General features: G+C 70.9%; 14 protein-coding genes. 6 read left to right on the top strand and 8 right to left on the bottom strand.

What is annotated here, in order from left to right:
• Positions 1-122: 122 nt before the first annotated feature.
• The gene (locus tag AB0C27_RS15435; RefSeq protein ID WP_357843616.1) at positions 123-617 is read right to left on the bottom strand and encodes a carbonic anhydrase; all 495 of its coding nucleotides are present in this window, start codon (positions 615-617) and stop codon (positions 123-125) included.
• A gap of 139 nt (positions 618-756) precedes the next feature.
• On the opposite strand from AB0C27_RS15435, the gene AB0C27_RS15440 reads away from it, so the two are divergent.
• Positions 757-1071 (top strand): hypothetical protein, encoded by a 315-nt coding sequence (locus AB0C27_RS15440; protein WP_346111996.1) that lies wholly within the window; start codon positions 757-759, stop codon positions 1069-1071.
• 46 nt (positions 1072-1117) lie between these two features.
• On the opposite strand, the gene AB0C27_RS15445 is transcribed toward AB0C27_RS15440, so the two are convergent.
• The 4 genes from AB0C27_RS15445 to AB0C27_RS15460 form a co-directional block, all read right to left on the bottom strand.
• Positions 1118-1921: an SAM-dependent methyltransferase gene (locus AB0C27_RS15445; protein ID WP_357843619.1), complete on the bottom strand. Its 804-nt coding sequence runs from the start codon at positions 1919-1921 to the stop codon at positions 1118-1120.
• Positions 1922-1998: 77 nt separating this feature from the next.
• Positions 1999-2940: an ABC transporter permease gene (locus tag AB0C27_RS15450; protein ID WP_357843622.1), complete on the bottom strand. Its 942-nt coding sequence runs from the start codon at positions 2938-2940 to the stop codon at positions 1999-2001.
• Positions 2937-3980 carry a sugar ABC transporter substrate-binding protein gene (locus AB0C27_RS15455; RefSeq protein ID WP_357843625.1) on the bottom strand — a complete coding sequence of 348 codons (1044 nt, stop codon included), beginning with the start codon at positions 3978-3980 and terminating at the stop codon, positions 2937-2939. Before AB0C27_RS15455 ends, AB0C27_RS15450 begins: the two co-directional genes overlap by 4 nt.
• 100 nt (positions 3981-4080) lie before the next feature.
• The gene (locus AB0C27_RS15460; RefSeq protein ID WP_357843628.1) at positions 4081-4644 is read right to left on the bottom strand and encodes a thioredoxin family protein; all 564 of its coding nucleotides are present in this window, start codon (positions 4642-4644) and stop codon (positions 4081-4083) included.
• 34 nt (positions 4645-4678) lie between these two features.
• Here AB0C27_RS15460 and AB0C27_RS15465 point away from each other — a divergent pair, with 34 nt between their 5' ends.
• Positions 4679-5050: a VOC family protein gene (locus tag AB0C27_RS15465; protein WP_357843631.1), complete on the top strand. Its 372-nt coding sequence runs from the start codon at positions 4679-4681 to the stop codon at positions 5048-5050.
• Positions 5051-5667: 617 nt separating this feature from the next.
• Here AB0C27_RS15465 and AB0C27_RS15470 read toward each other — a convergent pair.
• Entirely contained in the window at positions 5668-8184 is a 2517-nt protein-coding gene (locus AB0C27_RS15470; protein WP_357843634.1) for a DNA topoisomerase IV subunit A, read from the bottom strand.
• Positions 8185-8606: 422 nt separating this feature from the next.
• Here AB0C27_RS15470 and AB0C27_RS15475 point away from each other — a divergent pair, with 422 nt between their 5' ends.
• Positions 8607-9431, top strand: coding sequence for a TauD/TfdA family dioxygenase (locus tag AB0C27_RS15475; protein ID WP_357843636.1), 825 nt, complete (start codon positions 8607-8609; stop codon positions 9429-9431).
• Between the two features lie 416 nt (positions 9432-9847).
• Complete coding sequence (locus AB0C27_RS15480; RefSeq protein WP_357843638.1) at positions 9848-11962, top strand: RecQ family ATP-dependent DNA helicase; 2115 nt, start codon at positions 9848-9850, stop codon at positions 11960-11962.
• Between the two features lie 113 nt (positions 11963-12075).
• On the opposite strand, the gene AB0C27_RS15485 is transcribed toward AB0C27_RS15480, so the two are convergent.
• Together AB0C27_RS15485 and AB0C27_RS15490 are read right to left on the bottom strand one after the other, a co-directional pair.
• Complete coding sequence (locus AB0C27_RS15485; RefSeq protein WP_357843640.1) at positions 12076-14892, bottom strand: ABC transporter substrate-binding protein; 2817 nt, start codon at positions 14890-14892, stop codon at positions 12076-12078.
• Between the two features lie 66 nt (positions 14893-14958).
• Entirely contained in the window at positions 14959-15852 is an 894-nt protein-coding gene (locus AB0C27_RS15490) for a sugar kinase (RefSeq protein WP_357843642.1), read from the bottom strand.
• Positions 15853-16035: 183 nt separating this feature from the next.
• Here AB0C27_RS15490 and AB0C27_RS15495 point away from each other — a divergent pair, with 183 nt between their 5' ends.
• On the top strand, positions 16036-18801 hold the full coding sequence (locus tag AB0C27_RS15495; RefSeq protein ID WP_357843645.1) for a GNAT family N-acetyltransferase: 2766 nt from the start codon (positions 16036-16038) through the stop codon (positions 18799-18801).
• Between the two features lie 162 nt (positions 18802-18963).
• Positions 18964-19554, top strand: a complete 591-nt coding sequence (locus AB0C27_RS15500; protein WP_346111983.1) for a DUF5998 family protein — start codon at positions 18964-18966, stop codon at positions 19552-19554.
• Positions 19555-19736 lie beyond the last annotated feature (182 nt).

The raw sequence follows: 19736 nt of genomic DNA on the forward strand, positions 1-19736 counted from the left end.
CCGCGAGTCCGCGAGTCCGCGAGTCCGCGAGTCCGCGAGTCCGCGAGTCCGCGAGTCCGCGAGTCCGCGAGTCCGCGAGTCCGCGAGTCCGCGAGTCCGCGAGTCGGTGCCTCCAGGGTGGGTCAGTGGGGGGACGGGGTCAGGCGGCCGGTGTGGACGTCGTAGATGCCGCCGGACACCGGCATGTCCCGGGGCAGGAACGGGGTCGTGCGGATGCGGGTGAGGTCGTGCTTCAGCGCCTCGTTCTGGTCGGGCACCGTGTGGAACTCCAGGCTCCTGGTGTCCACCCCGTGGTCGCGGGTCAGCGCGTGCACCTCCGCGTCCGTCACCTTGGCCATGCCGCAGTCCGTGTGCGGCATGATGAGCACCCGGTTCACCCCGAGCACGTAGACGGCGAGCACCAGAGTACGCAGCACGTCGTCCGTCACCCTCGCACCGGCGTTGCGCAGGATTTTGGCGTCCCCGGGTTGGAGGCCGAGCAGGCCCAGGGGGTCGATGCGTGAGTCCATGCAGGTCACAACGGCCAGCCCGCGTGCCGCCCGGCCGGTGAGACCAGAGCTTCCGAAACTCTCGGCGAACTTCGCGTTTGCGCTGTACAGGTCGTCGAACGCACTCATGGCACAAATACTCCCGTACGACTTGGAGTCGGCCCCTTCCGGGGTGGCGACTGGCTGAACTTCGCGAACGTCCCCCGATACGCACTCACTTTGAGTGATGATGTCGTAGCCGTATGTACGTGACCAGAGAAGGTTAGTCGTGAGCAGGTCAGAATCGCTAGCCGCGTATCTCCGGGGCCAGGCCCGGCGCCGCCTCGACCGTGTGGAGTCCAGGGACGACGGCCGCAACGCCAAGTGCGCCCTGGCACTGCTCGACACCGCCGCCTACGCGGCCAGCCTCCCCGACGACGACCCGCTGATCCTCATGCTGGACGAGGCCGGGTGCTTCGGTCCGCTGGGGTGCGAGCAGTTCGACCCGGGGGAGGCGGGGACCAAGCTGATCCGCCTCTGGGAGGGTGGCGAACCGCACGAACTGCTGCTCGCCCTGCCCGCCGCCATCACCGCCGCGCCCTGAGCGCGGGCGCCCGTACGCGCTTCCGTACGGGCGCCCATCCGGGGTTCTACGGCTTGAGGCCGACGCCCACGTACCACCACTCGCTGCCCGCGAGCTCCGTCTCCCACGCCTCCTCAGGGCGCCAGTCCGCCACGTGCGTCACCCCCGGCTCGACCAGGTCGAAGCCGTCGAACATGCGGGTGACCTGTTCCCGGCTGCGGTGGATCAGGGGCGCGTCCACGTCGTCGTACACCTCCCGCGCCGCCTCGCCCACCTCGGGATGGGCGTCGTCGGTGAGGTGGGAGACGATCAGGGCGCTGCCGGGGGCCAGGCGGTCGCGGAAGGTCGCCACCACGTCCCACGGGTCCTCGCGGTCGGTCAGGCAGTGCAGCACGCCGAGGAAGACCACGCCGACCGGCCTCGTGAAGTCGATCAGCCGTTTCGTCTCGGGGGCGTCGAGGATCGAGCCGGGGTTGCGGACGTCGGCGTCCAGCATGGTGATGTTCGCGTCCGTGCCGGCCAGCAGGGCGCGGCCGTGGACGATCACCACCGGGTCGTAGTCCACATACAGGACGTGCGCTTCCGGGTGGACGGTGCGGGCGACCTCGTGCACGTTGTTCTGATTGGGCAGGCCGGTGCCGAGGTCGATGAACTGGTCGATGCCCAGACCGGCGACGTGGCGGACGGCGCGGCCCAGAAAACGCCGGTTGGCCAGGCAGATCTCCCTGCTCGGGCCCAAGGCCATGATCTTCTCGGCTGCCTCGCGGTCGGCCGCGAAATTGTCCTTGCCGCCGAGGTAGTAGTCATACATGCGCGCCGCGTTGGGAACACTGGGGTTGATGCCCACGGGAACGCGCGAGGGGTTGGTCATGCCGGCCCTTCAGATCCACACCGCAAACTGCTCAGAACAGATCGTAACGCTCATGTGACCCAGTTTTCGATCTTTCGTTAAGATCGTCGAGCTCTCAAAGCATGATCAACGCTCACGGCGGCCAGGATGAGCAGGCCCTCGACGACCGGGCGGTAGGTGGAGTTCCAGCCGAGCAGGTTGAAGCCGTTGCCGATCAACGTGAGGATCAGCACGCCCACCATGCCGCGCCAGATCGCCCCCTGCCCGCCGAGGATGCTCGTGCCGCCGATCACGGTCGCCGCGATGGCCGTCAGTTCCAGCAGCGTGCCCATGTCCGGCTGCGCCGAGCCGCCGCGCGCCGCCAGCACCAGCCCGGCCAGCCCGGCGCACAGGCCGCTGATCGCGAACGCGCCCACGCGCACGGAACGCACGCCGATCCCGGCCAGCCAGGCCGCCGTGGGGTTGCCGCCCACGGCGTACACGCGGCGGCCGAACGTGGTGCGGGCCAGCAGCAGCGACGTGACCACGGCCACCACCACCAGCAGCAGGGAGGAGGCGGTGACGCCGCCCAGCACGGTGGGCCAGCTCAGCGACTGGAAGGACTCCAGCAGGGCCGCCCCCGGATAGACGATCGCGCCGCCGGTGATGACGAGCGCGAGGCCGCGGTGCACGATGCTGAGCGCGAGCGTGGCGATGAACGAGTGCACCCGCGACAGCACCACGACCACGCCGTTCAGGGTGCCGAGCAGGCCGCCGGTCACCACGGCGGCGGCGTACCCCGCGGGCACCCCGGCGTGCTCGGTGACGAGCACCGCCACGATGGCGCTCACGGCGAGCACCGCACTGGCGGACAGGTCGAAGACGCCGCAGATCACGCACACCGTCATCCCGCACGCCAGCAGGCCGACGACCACGGCCTGGTCCAGCAGGTTGACCAGGTTCCCCGCGCTCAGGAACGTGTCGGTGGCCAGGGAGAGCGCCACCACCAGGACCGCGACCGCCAGGACGATCCCGTGGTCCCGCAGCGACCTGGCCGTCATTCGTCGTATTCGCCGCTCACCTGGGCCAGCGCGTCCTTGGTCCCCATGCTCGTGCCGGGCTGGACGTCCGTCGCGAGGTTCGTGGCGGGCACCTGCTCGCCACGCGCCTTACGCAGCCCCAGCTCAGCCGCCTTGGCGCCGAGGGTCTTGACGGGCAGGTAGTACGCGCCGAACCAGCGTCCCTCGCGCACCGCCTGGACGGTCTGGCGGGAGGCGCCGTTGGCGACATACATGATGTCCTTGCCCTTCGCCACCGCCTCGGCCCCGAGGATGGCCTGCGACGCGCCGATGATCACGTCGATGCCGGGGTTCTTCTGCAGCACGTCCTGCATCGCCTTGCGCCCGCTCTCCTGCGTGTAACCGCCTTCGAGCTGGGCCTTCACCTCGACGCCCGGCGCGGCCTTCAGCTTGGCCACGGCGGCCTGGGTGCGGGCGTTGTCCAGCGGCAGCGCCTTGAGCCCTTCCAGGTAGCCGACCTCGCAGGGGTCCAGTTTCTTGCTCGCGCACGCCTGGATCGCCAGCTCGCCGAGGCCCTCGCCGTTCAGCGTGGGCACGTCGATCAGCGTGATCGTGCCGTCCACCTGAGGGTCGGCGGTGTCGTAGCGGGTGCCGACGGGGGTGAACTGCACGACGACGGTGATCCCGGCCTGCACGGCGGAGCGGATCGCCGGCACCACGGCCGCCCCGTCGTTGGCCTGGACGACGAACACCTCGAACCGCTTGGCCGTCACGGCGTCCTGGAGTTGGCGCACCTGGGCCTGGGCGTCGAAGTTCGAGTCGAGGAACTCCGCGGTGGCGCCGTTCGCCTTCGCGTACTCCTCGACGCCGGCGAACGTGGCGGCCGAGAAGGAGTTGGCCTTGGCGAAGCCGAAGAAGCCGATCCGCTTGGCCCCGCCCGACGTCCCCGGCGAGGTCGCGGCGGAGGCGCTCGACGACGGGCCGCCGTCCGCGTTCGAGGTGCCCGTGTTCGGGTTGACGCAGCCGGCGGCGAGCAGGCTCACCGTGGCCAGGGCGGGTAACGCGGTCCATCGTGCGGCCATCTCGGTCTCCATTCGCGTCGTCGGCGACCTGCCCGGGACTTCGTTTCCATGATCATAGGGAACGCGGCGGTACGTGATGAGGTGAATGGAGATCACCGGTTCACCCGGGTTCGTTACCCGGCTTCCACTTGATGCCGCAGCCGAGTGACGGGCGCTGCTGCTCCGGCATCGGCTCGCCGTCGAGCAGGGCGTCGATGGCGGCCCGCAGCGACTCGCCGGTGACCGGCACGTCGTTGCCCGGCCTGGAGCCGTCGAACTCGCCGCGGTAGGCGAGCCGGAAATCTCCGTCGTAAAGGAAGAAGTCCGGCGTGCAGGTCGCCCGGTAGGCCTTGGCCACCTCCTGGGTGTCGTCCAGCAGATACGGGAACGAGAACCCCGCCCGCGCCGCCTGCTCCGCCAGGTGTGTCGGGTCGTCGTCGGGGTAGTTCACGCTGTCATTGCTGCAGATGGCCACGATCGACAGTCTGGCGCCGTAGTCCCCGGCCAGCGCGCCGAGGCCGGCCTCGATGTGCCGCACGTACGGGCAGTGGTTCGACAGGAACGCCACGAGAGTGGCGGGAGAACCCTTGAGGTCTTCGAGTGAGACGCTGCCGCCGCTGATGGCGGTCAGGTCGAAGGCGGGCGCGGGAGTGCCGAGCGGGACCATGAACGAGTTGGCAGCCATGGCATCCATTCTCGTCTGAGAGGGGTTCAGAGTAATGGGCGGTATCGCGAAGTTCCGAACCGTTGTGGTGGACTGTCCGGATCCACGGGCTCTGGCGGACTTCTACGCCGCCTTGCTGGGCTGGCCGGTCACCTCGGTGGAGGACGACTGGGTCGTGGTCAGCGACGGCGGGCCGCCCAAGAGGCTGGCGTTCCAGCTCGCGCCCGACCACCAGCCGCCCGCCTGGCCGGACCCGGACCGCCCGCAGCAGTTCCACCTCGACGTGACGGTCGACGACCTGGACGAGGCCGAGGCCCAGGTGATCAAGATCGGCGCGACCAAGCACGCGCACCAGCCCAGCGAGGAGGACGACTTCCGCGTCTTCCTCGACCCGGCCGGCCACCCGTTCTGCCTCTGCCGCGACTGAGCTGGGTCGTTGGACGGGTTCGACCTGGACCACCGGCTGGGGTGACTCGGGTTTTGTGCCGGTCTGCTTCGGGTCACCGGGTTGGTCTGCTCCGGGTCGCCGGACCGATTCGGCCTGGGCTCTTGGGCTGGTCCGGACTCGGAACTTTGGGCCGGTCTGCTCTGGGTTGCCGGGCCGGTCTGACTGGTGCCACCGGGCTGGGCGAAGGGGACTGCTCCCGGCCCGGGGGAGTGGCCGGTCCCGCTTCCACGGCGGGGCCGGCCATCGGTCGGTGGGGTTGCGCGGGGTGTGGGCCGGGCTCGCCGGTCGGTGAGCTTTGTCAGGTGGGCTGCCGCGCTGGTCGGCGGGGCTCGACCTCCTGTCAGCCCGAACCCTGCGGGACCGGCGGCCCGCGGGTTCGACCTTCCGCTGACCTGAATCCTGCGGGACCGGCGGCCTGCGGGTTCGAGTTCCTGCCGGCCTGAATCCTGCGGGACCGGTCACCTGTGAATCCGGATCTCGCGGATCCGGCCTCTGCGGGCCCGGGCGCCTGGTTCGGTTCGCGCCGGACCCGCACATTCGGGCCGGACCCGCGGGTCCACGTGGTCAGCCGCCGATGGGGTGGTCGGCGGGAAGGGTCATTCGTCGGTGGATGACTCGTCCGCGCTGGTCACCTCAGACGAGGCCCCGCCTGGCAATGCCTCGGGGCCGGAGGCGAGGGCGCCGCCGATGGCGCCGATCGTGTGGGTGAGCCGGACTCCGGAGCCGTCGCGGCGGCCGATCTCCTCCGGCAGCGGCACCGGCTTGCCCACCGCCGAGACCGCCTTGGCCGGAGCCGGGCCGGCCCAGGCCAGCAGCAGCTCGTCCTCGCCCTTGAGGAAACGCTGGGCCCGCACGCCACCCGTGGCCCGCCCCTTGGCGGGGAACTCGGCGTAGTCGGACACCTTGCCGCCGCCCACCTGGGTGCCGGGCAGCGCCGTGGAGGAGCCGGCCACGGTGACCACCTGGGCGGGACGCTCGGGGTCGACCACGCCGAACCAGATCACCCGGGCGCCGTCGTCGAGCCGGATGCCGGCCATGCCACCCGCGGGCCGGCCCTGGGGGCGTACGAGAGCGGCGGAGAAGCGCAGCAGCTGGGCGTCGGAGGAGATGAACACCAGGTCATGGGCCTCGGACACCAGCTCGACGGCCCCCACCACGGTGTCGCCGTCCTTGAGGGTGATCACTTCGAAGTCGTCGCGGTTGGCCGGATAGTCGGGCACCACCCGCTTGACCACGCCCTGCGCGGTGCCGAGCGCGAGGCCGGGCCCGTCGGGGTCGAGGGAGCCGAGCCCGATCACCTTCTCGTCGGGCTGCAGGGACACGTATTCGGACACCGGATGCCCGCCCGACAACGACGGCGGGTTGGCCGAGGGCGGCAGCGTCGGCAGGTCGACGACCTGGACGCGGATCAGCCGGCCCAGCGAGGTGACCACGCCGACCTCGCCGCGTACGGACGTGCGCACGACGCTGACCAGCACGTCGTGGGCGGTCCGGTCGCCCTCGCCGGGCAGCGGCGTGGCGTCGGGGGTGCGGGCCAGCAGGCCGGTCGAGGAGAGCATGGCCAGGCACGGGTCGTCGGCCACCTGCAGCGACGTCACCGGGGTGCGGGCGACGCCGGGCGCCTCCAGCAGGACGGTGCGGCGCGGCGTGCCGTATTTCTTGGCCACCTCGGCCAGCTCGCCCGAGACGACCTGGCGCAGTTTGGTCTCGGAGGAGAGGATCTCGGTGAGCTTGGCGATCTCGTCGCTCAGCGTCTCCTTCTCGCGGTCGAGCTCCAGCTTGTCGTAGCGGGTCAGGCGGCGCAGCGGCGTTTCGAGGATGTAGGCGGCCTGGATGTCGGTGAGGTCGAACACCTCCATCAGCCGGGCCCGCGCCTGCGCGGAGTCGTCCGAGGAACGGATGACCTGGATGACCTCGTCGATGTTGAGCAGCGCGATGATCAGGCCGTCGACCAGGTGCAGGCGCTCTTCACGCTTGCGCCGCCTGTACTCCGACCTACGCCGCACGACCTCCAGCCGGTGGTCCACATAGACCTGCAGCAGCTCACGCAGCCCGAGCGTGCGCGGCTCGCCGTCGACGAGGGTGACGTTGTTGATGCCGAACGTCTCCTCCATCGGCGTCAGCCGGTAGAGCTCCTCCAGCACCGCCTCGGGGATGAAGCCGTTTTTGATCTCGATGACCAGTCGCAGGCCCTTGTGCCGGTCGGTGAGGTCTTTGAGGTCGGCGATGCCCTGGAGCTTCTTGCTGGTCACCAGCTCCTTGATCTTGGTGACCACGCGCTCGGGGCCGACGTTGTAGGGGAGCTCGGTGACGATGATGCCCTTGCGCCGCGGCGTGATCTGCTCGATCTCGCACTTGGCGCGCATGCGGAACGTGCCACGACCGGTCTCGTAGGCGTCGCGCACCCCCTGCAGCCCGATGATGGAGCCGCCCGTCGGCAGGTCGGGGCCGGGGACGTATTTCATCAGCTCGTCGAGCGTGGCGTCCGGCTTCTTGATCAGGTGGCGGGCGGCGGCCACGACCTCGGTCAGGTTGTGCGGCGCCATGTTGGTGGCCATGCCGACCGCGATGCCGCTCGTGCCGTTGACCAGCAGGTTGGGGAACGCCGACGGCATGACGACCGGCTCGGTCTCCTGGCCGTCGTAGTTGGGCTTGAAGTCGACGGTGTCCTCGTCGAGCGAGTCGACCATGAGCATCGCCGCCGGGGCCAGCCTGGCCTCGGTGTAACGCATGGCGGCGGGCAGGTCGTCGGGCGAGCCGAAGTTGCCGTGGCCGTCGACCAGCGGCAGGCGCATCGAGAACGGCTGCGCCAGGCGCACCAGGGCGTCGTAGATCGCGCTGTCGCCGTGGGGATGCAGCTTGCCCATCACGTCGCCGACGACGCGCGAGGACTTGACGTGGCCGCGGTCGGGGCGCAGGCCCATCTCACTCATCGAGTAGAGGATGCGCCGCTGCACCGGCTTGAGGCCGTCGCGCGCGTCGGGCAGGGCGCGCTGATAGATCACCGAGTAGGCGTACTCGAGGTAGCTCGCGCGCATTTCGGAGGAGACGTCGATGTCGACGATCCGCTCCTCGAAATCCTCAGGTGGGGGTGCAGTCGTGCGTCGGGCCATCTTGTGCTGCGCGGCTGCCTCGGCCGTCGCGCCGAGGGGAAGCGCATCCTCCTTCTGTACTCGAGCAGTAACCGTAGCCGTCAGCCCGCTGGACAAGCGTCAGATCGGCGTGTGGGGCGTCGACAGAAGCGCGTGCGGCCACGGATCGGCAGGGATCGCGACGTGTCCGCCCCTGGAGATGATGGCATGAGCCAGGGCTCCAGTGGCGTATCCATAGTGTCGCTCAAGCCTCGACCGGCCGAGGCGGGGAGAACCGTAACGATCTGTCTGTCTTCGAGGATACGGCCCGCTGGTCACGTACGGATCCTAGCGGCCTTCCCTCGTTTATCGCAAACGTGTTCGATGCGCGGCGGCGAGCTTGACCAAGCAATTGCTTGGTCTTACCGTTCTGCTCATGGGTTCCCCCTGATTACGGAGGCGTCATGATCGAGTTTCATCCCGTGACCAAGCACATCGGCGCCGAGGTCACCGGGGTCGATCTGCGCAAGCCGCTGTCGCAGGAGGAGGTCGTCACCCTGCGGGAGGGGTGGCTCAAGCACCACGTGCTGTTCTTCCGCGACCAGCACATCGACGACGAGCAGCACGTGCAGTTCGCCCTCAACTTCGGCACGCTCAACCACCCGGCCTTCAAGAAGGACTCCAGCAGCCCCATCCACGTCCTCGACCAGACCTCGCCCAAGGGTGAGGGCGGGGACGAATGGCACAGCGACAACACCTTCGAGCCGACACCGCCGATGGGCTCACTGCTGCGCTGCGTCCAGCTGCCCTCCGTGGGCGGAGACACGTGCTGGGCCAACACCCACCTGGCGTACGAGACGCTCTCGCCTCCCATCCAGCGGCTGTGCGACGAACTGACCGCCGAGCACGACATCACGATGTCGATGAAGAAGGCGATCTCGAAGGGGCATCCGTTCGACCTGGCCGAGATCCAGGCGAAATGGCCGCCCATCGTGCGTCCCGTGGTGCGCGTGCACGCGGAGACCGGCCGCAAGGCGCTCTTCGTCAACCGCGCCTCGACGACCCGTCTCATCGGGCTGAGCGACCGGGAGAACGAGGCGCTGCTGCCGTTCCTGATCGACCACATCCGCTCGCCGGAGTTCCAGCTCCGGCTGCGGTGGCGGCCGGGCACACTCGCCTTCTGGGACAACCGGCCGACGCAGCACTACGCGGTCGCCGACTACACCGAGCGCCGCCGGATGCATCGCGTCACGATCAATGCTTTCCCCGAGCATGCCGACAAGATCTAACAAAACCATCATCTTTTACGGCGTGGCCAACGTCACCGCCACCCACCGCACATGGCTGAGCGCCTCCAGGAAAACGCCCTCTGACCCGCACAAGGCGGGCCGCCGTCACGTGCGCATTGTGGGCCGCCCGCGTGGCAACCAGCCCACCAAGCGGATGCGGTAACGCATGGCCGACGTCCGCGTGGTCATCAGTTGACCACGCGGGAGGCCCACAGAGCGCACGTCACGGCGGCCCGCCCCGTGAACCGGAGGAGCGTTCCCCTGGACGGGGCCCGGCCACGTGCGGCGGGTGGGGCCGGCTCCGCGCAGCCGTAAAGGATGAAGATGGTTGTAGAGGCAGTCATCGCGGAGAGAAAGCCGCGACAACGACAGCCATTGGGGAGTATTTGGTCGGGGGGAGCTGGTAACAAAGAGGCATGATTGAAGCCCCCGATGCCGCGATGCTGCGGGAAGAGGCCGAGGAGCGCCTGCGGGCGCTGGCCGGCGAGCACGCCGTCCTCCGCGACGACCAGTGGGCCGCCATCGAGGCCCTCGTGCTCGGCCGCCGCAGGGTGCTGGTCGTGCAGCGCACCGGCTGGGGCAAGTCGGCCGTCTACTTCGTCGCCACCGCGCTGCTGCGCGAGCTCGGCGAGGGCCCCACGGTCATCGTCTCGCCGCTGCTGGCGCTCATGCGCAACCAGATCGCCGCCGCCGAGCGGGCCGGCATCAGCGCCGTCACGATTAACTCCGCCAACCCCGAGGCGTGGGAGGAGATCTACGGCCAGGTCGCCGAGGGCATGGTCGACGTGCTGCTGGTCAGCCCCGAGCGGCTGAACAACCCCGACTTCCGCGACAACGTCCTGCCCGAGCTGGCCGAGAGCGCAGGCCTGGTGGTGGTCGACGAGGCCCACTGCATCTCCGACTGGGGTCACGACTTCCGCCCCGACTACCGCAGGCTGTCCACGCTGTTCGCGGAGCTGCCGCCGGGCATCCCGGTGCTGGCCACCACCGCCACCGCCAACGCGCGCGTCACCCGCGACGTGGCCGAGCAGCTGCGCCTGCCCGCCGAGCTGCGGCCCGACGGTGACGACACGCTCGTCCTGCGCGGGCCGCTTGAGCGCGAGAGCCTGCACCTGAGCGTCGTCCGCCTGCCCACCGCCGAGCAGCGCCTGGCCTGGCTGGCTCAGACGCTGCGCGAGCTGCCCGGCTCCGGCATCGTTTACACCCTCACCGTCGCGGCCGCCCACGAGATAGCCGGTTACCTGCGCGAACAGGGGATCGAGGTGGCCGCCTATTCTGGCCAGACCGAGCCGTCAGAGCGGCTGGCCGCCGAGGACGCGCTGCTCGGCAACCGGATCAAGGCGCTGGTGGCCACGAGCGCGCTCGGGATGGGCTTCGACAAGCCCGACCTGGGCTTCGTGATCCACGTGGGCGCGCCGCAGTCGCCCGTCGCCTACTACCAGCAGGTCGGCCGGGCCGGGCGCGGCGTCGAACGGGCCGAGGTGATCCTGCTCCCCGGCACGGAAGACCGCGACATCTGGGCCTATTTCGCCTCGCTGGCCTTCCCGCCCGAGCCCGTCGTCCGCACCACGTTGCAGACTCTGGAAGAGCGCGGCCTCATGTCCACCCCCGCCCTTGAGACCGCCGTCGACCTGAGCCGCAGCCGCCTGGAGATGATGCTCAAGGTGCTCGACGTGGACGGCGCCGTCCGCCGGGTCAAGGGCGGCTGGGAGGCCACCGGGCAGGAGTGGGCCTACGACGGCGAGCGCTACGCCCGCATCGCGGCCGAGCGCGGGGCCGAGCAGCAGGCCATGCTCGCCTACCTGACCACGACCGAGTGCAGGGAGCAATACCTGCGCCGGCACCTCGACGACGACACCGCCGCCCCGTGCGGGCGCTGCGACAACTGCACCGGCCGCCACCGTTCCCCGGAGATCGCCGCCCAGGCCGTCGAGACCGCCCGCGAACGCCTGAGCAGGCCCGGCGTCGAGATCGAGGCCCGCAGGCAGTGGCCGACCGGCCTGTCCGACCTGTCCGGGCGGATCAAGCCCGAGCTGGGCGCCGAGCCCGGCAGGGCGCTCGGGCGGCTGACCGACATCGGGTGGGGCAACCGGCTGCGGGAGCTGTTCGCCGGGGACGACCAGCCGGTGGCCGACGACATGTTCGCCGCCGTGATCAAGGTTCTGTCGGCCTGGGACTGGGGTGCGCGGCCTGTCGCCGTGGTCAACGTTCCTTCGGCGACGCGACCCAAGCTCGTGCGCGGGTTCGCCGAGCGGCTGGCGCAGGTGGGGCGGCTGACATACTTGGGCGAACTGGGCTATCGGGCCGGGTCGCCGGGGCAGCAGTTCAACAGCGCCAAGCGGGTGCAGGCGATCAGGGGCACGCTGGCCATGCCGAAGGACCTCGGTGCGGCCGTCGCCGGTTGCGGCGGGCCGGTCCTGCTGGTGGACGACCGGGTCGACACGGGCTGGACGATGACGCTGGCGGCGGCCCTGGTCCGCCACGCGGGCGCTCCCGCCGTGCTGCCCCTGGCCCTCGCCGTCACCAGCTGACCCTCGTCCCACGGCGCGCCGTCACGCTGAGAACGGGCGCCGTGGCGCGGTGGGCCGTCGTGCGGTGCCGAGCGTCAGGAGCCGGTGCCTGGGGTCAGGAGCTGGTGCAGGCCTCAGGAGGCGGTGCTCACGCCGATGGTGGTCAGGTCGTAGTCGGCGTAGATCGGGCTGACGTGGAGGTCGGTGGCTTGGGCGCCGCGCAGGAGCAGCGAACGGCGCCAGGTCAGCGGCACCAGCACCGCCTCACCGGCCACCCGCCGCTCGGCCTCCGCCCACAGCCCGGCCCTGATCCTCGGGTCGAGCTGGCTCGTCGCCCGGTCCAGGACCGCGTCCACGGTCGGCAGCCGGACGCTGACGTTGAACGAGAACTCCTTCTCCCTGATCCGCCTGCTGTCCACCATCTCGGGCAGGAACGAGTACGGATCAGGCCAGTCGTAGATCCACGCCTTGGCGATGAGCCCCACCTGGTTCTTCTTCAGGTAGTCAGGGCTGCCGCCCTTGGACTGGTGGAACTCCGCGACCGGCGCCGCCTCCAGCGACACCTCGATGCCCACCTCGGCCAGCGCGGCCTTGACCGCCTGCGCCACCGCCGCCTCCTGGGGCAGATCGCGGTAGAGGTACTTGGCCGGGAAGCCGCCGGCCCTGCCGCACCTCGCCAGGTCCTGCCGGGCGGCGGCCGGGTCGCCGTCCGCCGTCAGCCCGGGGACGGCCGCGTGCTGCCCGGGCACCGTGGGTGGCACCAGCGACGTGGGCACCTCGTCCGCCAGCGGCAGGTCGGCCGCCCGCACGGCGTTCAGGTCGAGCGCGCGCACCACCGCGCGGCGGCAGTCGGGCCGGTCGAACGGCGGCACCTGCGGGTTGATCGCCAGTACGCGCACGGTCGTGATCGGGGCGTCGGCCTGGGCCTTGCGCGCGGGGTCGCCGAGCACCGCCGCGATCTCGCCGTCCGGGACGAGCGGCCCCACCTCGGCCTCTCCCGCCTTGAACCGGTCGGCCGCCTGGGCCCCGTCCATCCCGTAGGTGAGCTCGAAGCGGTCGGGCAGCGCCGTGCGGTTGGGGTCGGACTCGGGTGACCAGTTGGGGTTGCGCTCCAGGACGACGGAGTTCTCCGCGACCCGGGCGAACCGGTACGGACCCGACGAGACCACCTTGAGCTTGTAACCGTCGCGCGTGTCCTTCACCTTCGGCACCGGGATCGTCTCGGGCAACTGGACGAGGTGGTCGAACGTGGCGAACGGCTCCTTCAGGTGGAACACGATCGTGCGATCGTCCGGCGTCTCGATCGCGGACGTGGTGACGGCGGTGGGGGACTTGTAGGGGCCCTGGTAGCCGGCGGGCAGGTCGAGCATGAGGTCGAAGTAGCTGGTGCCCTGCTCGAAACCGGAGTCCATGCTGCGCAGCACCGCGTACGCGACGTCGGCCGAGGTGATCGGCGTCCCGTCCTCGAACTTCAGGCCCTGCCGGAGTGTGTAGGTCCAGGTCTTGCCGCCGTCACTCGGCTTGCCGAGCGATTCGGCCAGGTCGGGCACGATCTGCGTCCCCGCCGCGCCCGGGGCCGGCTTGAACATCGTCAGCGCGCGGCCGTAGAGGCGGACCATGTTCCACGACTGCGTCATGTACATGTCGGCCGGGTCCGTGGAATCCAGGGCGACCGCCGACGCCAGGCGGACGGTGCCGCCCTTCTTGCCGGACGGGCGTACGACGGAGGTCAGCGCGCTCCCGTAGGCGACAGGGCCGGGCGTCGTCGTGGTGGTGGCGGCGGTGCGGTCGTTGAACTGGACGACCATCCAGGCGACCAGCCCCACGACCACCGCCGTCGCCGCCGCGCCCGCCGTGATCAACAACCCCCGCCGACCCCGCCGCCCCGGCCCGGTCGGCCCCGTCCACCCCCGCCCCGGCGCGCCGCCGCCGACCGGTAAGTCCTGGCCCGGTAAGCCTTGGCCCAATAGGTCCTGGCGCGGTAACTCCTGGCCGGGTAAGTCCTGCCCCGGTAAGGGGACAGCCGTGAAGGCGGCCGGATCGGCGAGCCGGCGCGTCCCGCTGGACGTGGCGAAGCCGTCGCCCGCCGCCCCACCCGGCGGCGCGGGGGCGTGGTCGCCCACCGGCCCACCAGGGACGGCCGGTGACGCGCCCGCGGAGCGGATGAGTTCGTGCATGAGCTGATCGGCCGTAGGCCGCCGCTGAGGGTCCTTGGCCAGCGCCGCCCACAACAACGGCGCCAGCGCCTCGGGAACCCCCGCCAGGTCGGGCTCCCCGTTCAGGATCCGGTGCATCACCACCGGCAGCGCCCCGAACCCGAACGCCCCCTGCCCCGTCGCCGCGAACACCATCGTCCCCGCCCACGCGAACACGTCGCTGGCCGGCTGCGCGTCCCCGAGGAACTGTTCGGGCGCCATGAACGCCGGCGTCCCGACCACGCTGGAAGTCATGCTCTGGCTCACGTCGAGCGCCCGCGCGATGCCGAAGTCGATCACCCGGGGCCCGTCCGGCCCGAGCAGTACGTTGCCCGGCTTGAAGTCGCGGTGCACCACCCCGGCCCGGTGGATCGCGGTCAGCGCGGTGGCGGTCGCGATGGCCAGCCGGATCAGCGCCTGCCCGCGCATGGGCCCTTCCGCGCTCACGTGGCGCTGCAGGGAGGGCCCGTCCACGTACTCGCCGACGATGTACGGTCGCCCGTCGGCCTCGCCCACGTCGAGCACCCGAGCCGTGCAGAACTCCGCCACCCGCCGCACCGAATCGGCCTCACGCAGGAAACGGCGGACCGCGCGCTCGTCCTCGGTGAACCTGGCGTGCAGCAGTTTGACGGCGACCCGCTCACCGGTCGTGGGCGAGGAAGCCAGGTAGACGCTGCCCTGCCCGCCCTCGCCGAGGAAGCCGGTCAGCCGGTAGGGCCCGATGGAAGCCGGGTCGCCGAAACGTAACGGGCGCACGCCGGTTATCACGCTCCTCACCTACACGCTAGGCGGATCTTCCACGACAGCGCCGGTCGAAGACCGTCAGAACGGCGGCCGAGCGCCCAGATGCATGATCGCCTTGGCCGCGAGCCGGTTGCCGGAGGCCAGCGCCTCGTGCGGCGGCTTGCCCTCCAGCCATGGCGGCAGGAAGCCGGCGCAGAACGCGTCACCCGCGCCCGTGCCGTCGACGATCTTGTCGACGGGCTCCGCGGCCACCCGCACCGGGTCGGGGCGGCCGTTGCTGTACCACAACGCGCCCTCGGCACTCATCTTGATCACGACCTGCGGGAACCACGCGGTGAGCACCTTGGCGGCCGACTCGGCGTCGTCGCGGCCGGTCAGCACCTTCGCCTGGTCGATGTTGGCGAACAGCAGCTTGGCCCCGTTGGTCCATTCGAGGAACGGCTCGGCCCCCGTACGGTCCAGCGGCGCGGACGAGGCGCAGTCGACCGAGATCGACATGCCGTTGTGCCTGGCCATGTCGAGCGCGGACAGACCGGCGTCGCGCGAGCCCTCGTTGATCAGCGTGTAGCCCGACAGATGCAGATGGGTGCCCTGCGTGAACAGGTCACGCGGCAGGTCCTCGGGCGACAGAGCGGCGTTGGCACCGGGGTCGGACAGCATGGTGCGCTCGCCCTTGTGCGTGACGAGCACCACGCAGGTGCCGGTCGGACGCTCAGGATCCATGACAAGCCGGGCGTCGACGCCGTAGCCCATCAGCTCCATGTCGCGGTTACGACCCGTGATGTCAGCGCCTCTGCGGCCGATGAAGGCCACCTCGGCGCCCTCCACGGCGAGCCAGGACGAGATGTTCGCCCCTGAGCCGCCGCCGTGCATCGTCACGATCGCCGGGGTGTCGCTCGCCCGGGCGAGTGCATAACGGGCGCGAGCGACCGCGTCGGTCATGAGATCGCCCACCACGACGACCCGCGTCATGATGTCACCACCTTGCTGCCTTCAGAACGAGCCTGGCCAACGGCTGAAACGCCACGGCAAAACTAACAGCTTCCGGGCTGCCCGTGGGGCGTACGCCGGACACGGGGTCGCCTTCGATGCACAAGCGTTGCCCAACCGCGCCCCCGGTCTTGGCATGTGGGATGCAGGTTTACGCTCGTGAATGTGGAGGCACAATATCCGGCCCATTGGGAAGCCGACGTCGTTCTGGCCGACGGCGGCACCGCACATGTCCGCCCGATCAGGCCCGCCGACGCCGACCGTCTCCGCTCGTTCTACTCCAGACTGTCGGACGAGTCGATCTATTTTCGCTTCTTCGGCCCCAGGCCCCGGCTGTCCGACAGGGAAGTCGAGCGGTTCACGAACGTCGACTACGTCAACAGGGTCGCGCTGATCGCCACGATCGGCACCGAGATGGTGGCCGTGATCCGTTACGACAGGACCGCTCCGGGCGAGGCCGAGGTGGCCTTCCTCGTCGAGGACGCCCACCAGGGCAGGGGAGTGGCCTCCGTCCTGCTCGAACACCTGGCCGCCACGGCACGCGAGCACGGCATCGAACGCTTCATCGCCGACGTGCTGCCCGCCAACATGCGTATGACGGGGCTGCTGCGCCAGGCCGGCTACACGGCCCAGAGCCAGTTCGAGGACGGCGTCGTACGCATGACGCTCGACCTGACCCCCACCGACACCTCCGCCGAGGTCACGGCCGCGCGCGAGCACAGGGCCGAGTCCCGCTCGATCGCCAGGCTGCTCACCCCCGGTTCGGTCGCGGTCATCGGCGCCTCGCGCGAGCCGGGCGGCGTGGGCCAGACCGTGCTGCGCAACCTCCTGGCCGCCGACTTCACCGGCCCCGTCTACCCCGTGCACCGGGAGGTGCGGGCGGTGGCGGGCGTGCGGGCGTACCCGAGCGTGGGCGCCATCGACGGCGAGGTCGACCTGGCCGTCGTCGCGGTGCCGGCCGAAGGCGTGATCGACGTCGTCAAGGAGTGCGCGGAGAAGGGCGTGCACGGCCTGGTCGTGGTCTCCTCCGGGTTCGGTGAGACGGGCGCGGAAGGACGCGCCCGCCAGGACGAGCTGGCCCGCATCGCCCGCTCCTACGGCCTGCGCGTCGTGGGCCCCAACTGCCTCGGCATCGCCAACACCGACCCCTCCGTCCGGCTCAACGCCACCCTCGCCGCCACCGTGCCTGGCCGGGGGAGGGTGGGCTTCTTCAGCCAGTCGGGCGCGCTCGGCACCGCGCTCCTGCAGCGGGTGGCGCAGCGCGGCATGGGCATCTCGACGTTCGTCTCGGCCGGCAACAGGGCCGACGTCTCGGGCAACGACCTGCTGCAGTACTGGGAGGAGGACGACTCCACCGAGGTGATCCTGCTCTACCTGGAGTCGCTCGGAAACCCGCGCAAGTTCACCCGGCTGGCCAGGCGCATCTCCCGTCGCAAGCCCGTCGTCGTGGTCAAGAGCGGCGGCACCCCCTCCGGCCACTCGGCCGAGGAGCTCGGCCTGCCCGACTCCGCGATCGGCTCGCTGTTCGACCAGGCCGGGCTGATCAGGGTGGACGACCTCATCCAGCTCTTCGACGTGGGCCAGTTGCTGGCCTACCAGCCGCTGCCCGCGGGGCCGAGGGTCGCGCTCGTCACCAACTCCGACGCGCTCGGCCTGCTGGCCGCCGACGCCTGCGTGGCCGCCGGCCTCGAACCGCGCCCGCCCGTCAACCTGGGGCCCGCCGCCGGGCCGTCCGAGTTCGGCGCGGCGCTCGCCGGCGAGCTGGCCTCGCCCGACGTGGACGCGGCCGTCGTGATCGACATGCCGCCCATCCCCGGCCGGGCCGAGGAGGTGGCGGCCGAGCTGCTGCGGGTCGCCAAGGACGCCGGCAAACCGGTGCTGACGACGTTCAGGGGACATCTGGGGATGCATCCGGCGCTGCGCGTCTCAGGAGCTCACGGTACGGAGTCCACGCCGTCGCGGGGCTCGATCCCGTCATACGCGGCGCCGGAGGAGGCCGTCAGGGCCCTGGCGTACGTGGTGCGCTACGCGACGTGGCGCGCCCAGCCCGCGGCCCTGCCGCCCGAGCTGGACGGCATCGACACGACCCGCGCCAGGACCCTGGTCCACCAGGCCCTCTCCACCCCGGCCGGTGACGAGGCCGCGCCGGACGGCACCTCCTCGACCGGATCGGCGCGAGACGACACCCGGCCCGCCGGGCAGGAGCGGGCCGCTCGGTCCGGGGCGGCCGCCGGGCACGAGACCGGCCCCGGCGGGTTCGCGCAGGCAGGGCCGCCCGTCGAGATCGACGCCGCCGAGCTGCTGGCCTGCTACGGCCTGACCGTGTGGCCCGCCGAGGTCGTGGGCTCGCCGGAAGAGGCGGTGGCCGCCGCCGAACGTCTGGGCTGGCCCGTGGTGGTCAAGGTGGCCGATCCGGGAGCCTCGCGCCGGGCCGGGACCGTGCGCCTGGGGCTGACCGGCCCCGAGATGGTCCGCCACGCCTACGCCGAGCTGTCCGGCGAGCGGGTGGAGCTGGCCGTCCAGCGGATGGCGCCGCAGCCCGCCGTGCCGACCGTGGTGGGCATGATCGAGGATCCCGCGTTCGGGCCCGTGGTGTCGTTCGGGCTCGGCGAGGTGACCGCCCGGCTGCTGCAGGACCAGAGCTTCCGGCTGGCCCCGCTGACCGGTGAGGACGCCTCGGAGCTGGTCAGGTCCGTACGCGCCGCGCCGCTGCTGTTCGGCGAGTACGGCTACCCGCCCGTGGCGGTGGACGCCCTGGAGGAGGTCCTCGTACGCGTCGGCCGCCTGGCCCACGACCTGCCCGAGGTGTCCCGCCTGGACCTGGACCAGGTGCTCGTGGGGGAGTCGGACGTCATGATCCTCGCCGCCCGCGCCACCCTGCGCACCCCGGCGGGACCCCGGCTGGACGGCGGCCCTCGCCGGCTCTCCTGATTCGCCCCCAGCCTTCGTCCCCAGCATTCGCCCTCAGCGAATGCCTCGGCTGCCCCAGCGAAATGAAGGTGACCCTGTGCCCGGTGATGCACCGGCAGAAGGTGTTATAGAGCGTTATGTCCGGCGGGTGAGTGTACTGCCCGGCCCTGGCAGGATGGACCCATGAGGGAAACCCGAGTCTCAGCCGCGGGCCTGCGTGAAGCGATAGAGCGCAGCGGCTACTACCCCGACCTCGTCACCGATGCGGTCGAATCCGCGCTGGGCAAGGAGGCCGTGACGGCGTTCGTGGTGCACCACGAGGCGACCTTCGATCCCGCGATGGAGGTGCGCCGGCACGTCACCGTCCTGGTGCTGACGACGACCCGGCTGCTGGTCTGCCACACCGACGAGCACCCGGCGGTCGAGGGCGTCTCGGCGTCCCACGCCTCCACCACCACCGAGGCCGTGCGGCTGAGCCGCGTCCAGTCGGTCGCCGTCACCCGCGTCGTGCCCGACCCCGCCTCCTACGTCCCCGGCGTCCCTCCCACGGAGGTGACGCTCACCATCGGCTGGGGCGCCATCTCTCATGTGGACCTTGAGCCGGCCACGTGCGGCGACGAAAACTGCGAGGCCGACCACGGCTACACGGGCGCCATCACCGCCGACGACCTGTCGCTCAGGGTCAGCGAGGCGGCCGACGGCCCCGAGGCGGTCACCCACGTCCTCGCCTTCGCCAAGGCCCTGTCCGAGGCCACCGCCCGCGCCGCCACCTGACCCCAGCCCTCCCTCACCCCGGACGCGGCCCCCGCCCACGGCTCGCCCGCCACCCCACCACGACCGCCCCCACCGCGATCCCGCACGCCCTGCCACGAACACCCGCCACCCCGACCACCCAACCCCCACACCCCACCCGACACCTTCGACCCCTCGGGCCGCCCGACGCCCTGCGATGAACT

Source organism: Nonomuraea sp. NPDC048882 (assembly GCF_040649755.1).
Lineage (GTDB): Bacteria > Actinomycetota > Actinomycetes > Streptosporangiales > Streptosporangiaceae > Nonomuraea > Nonomuraea maheshkhaliensis.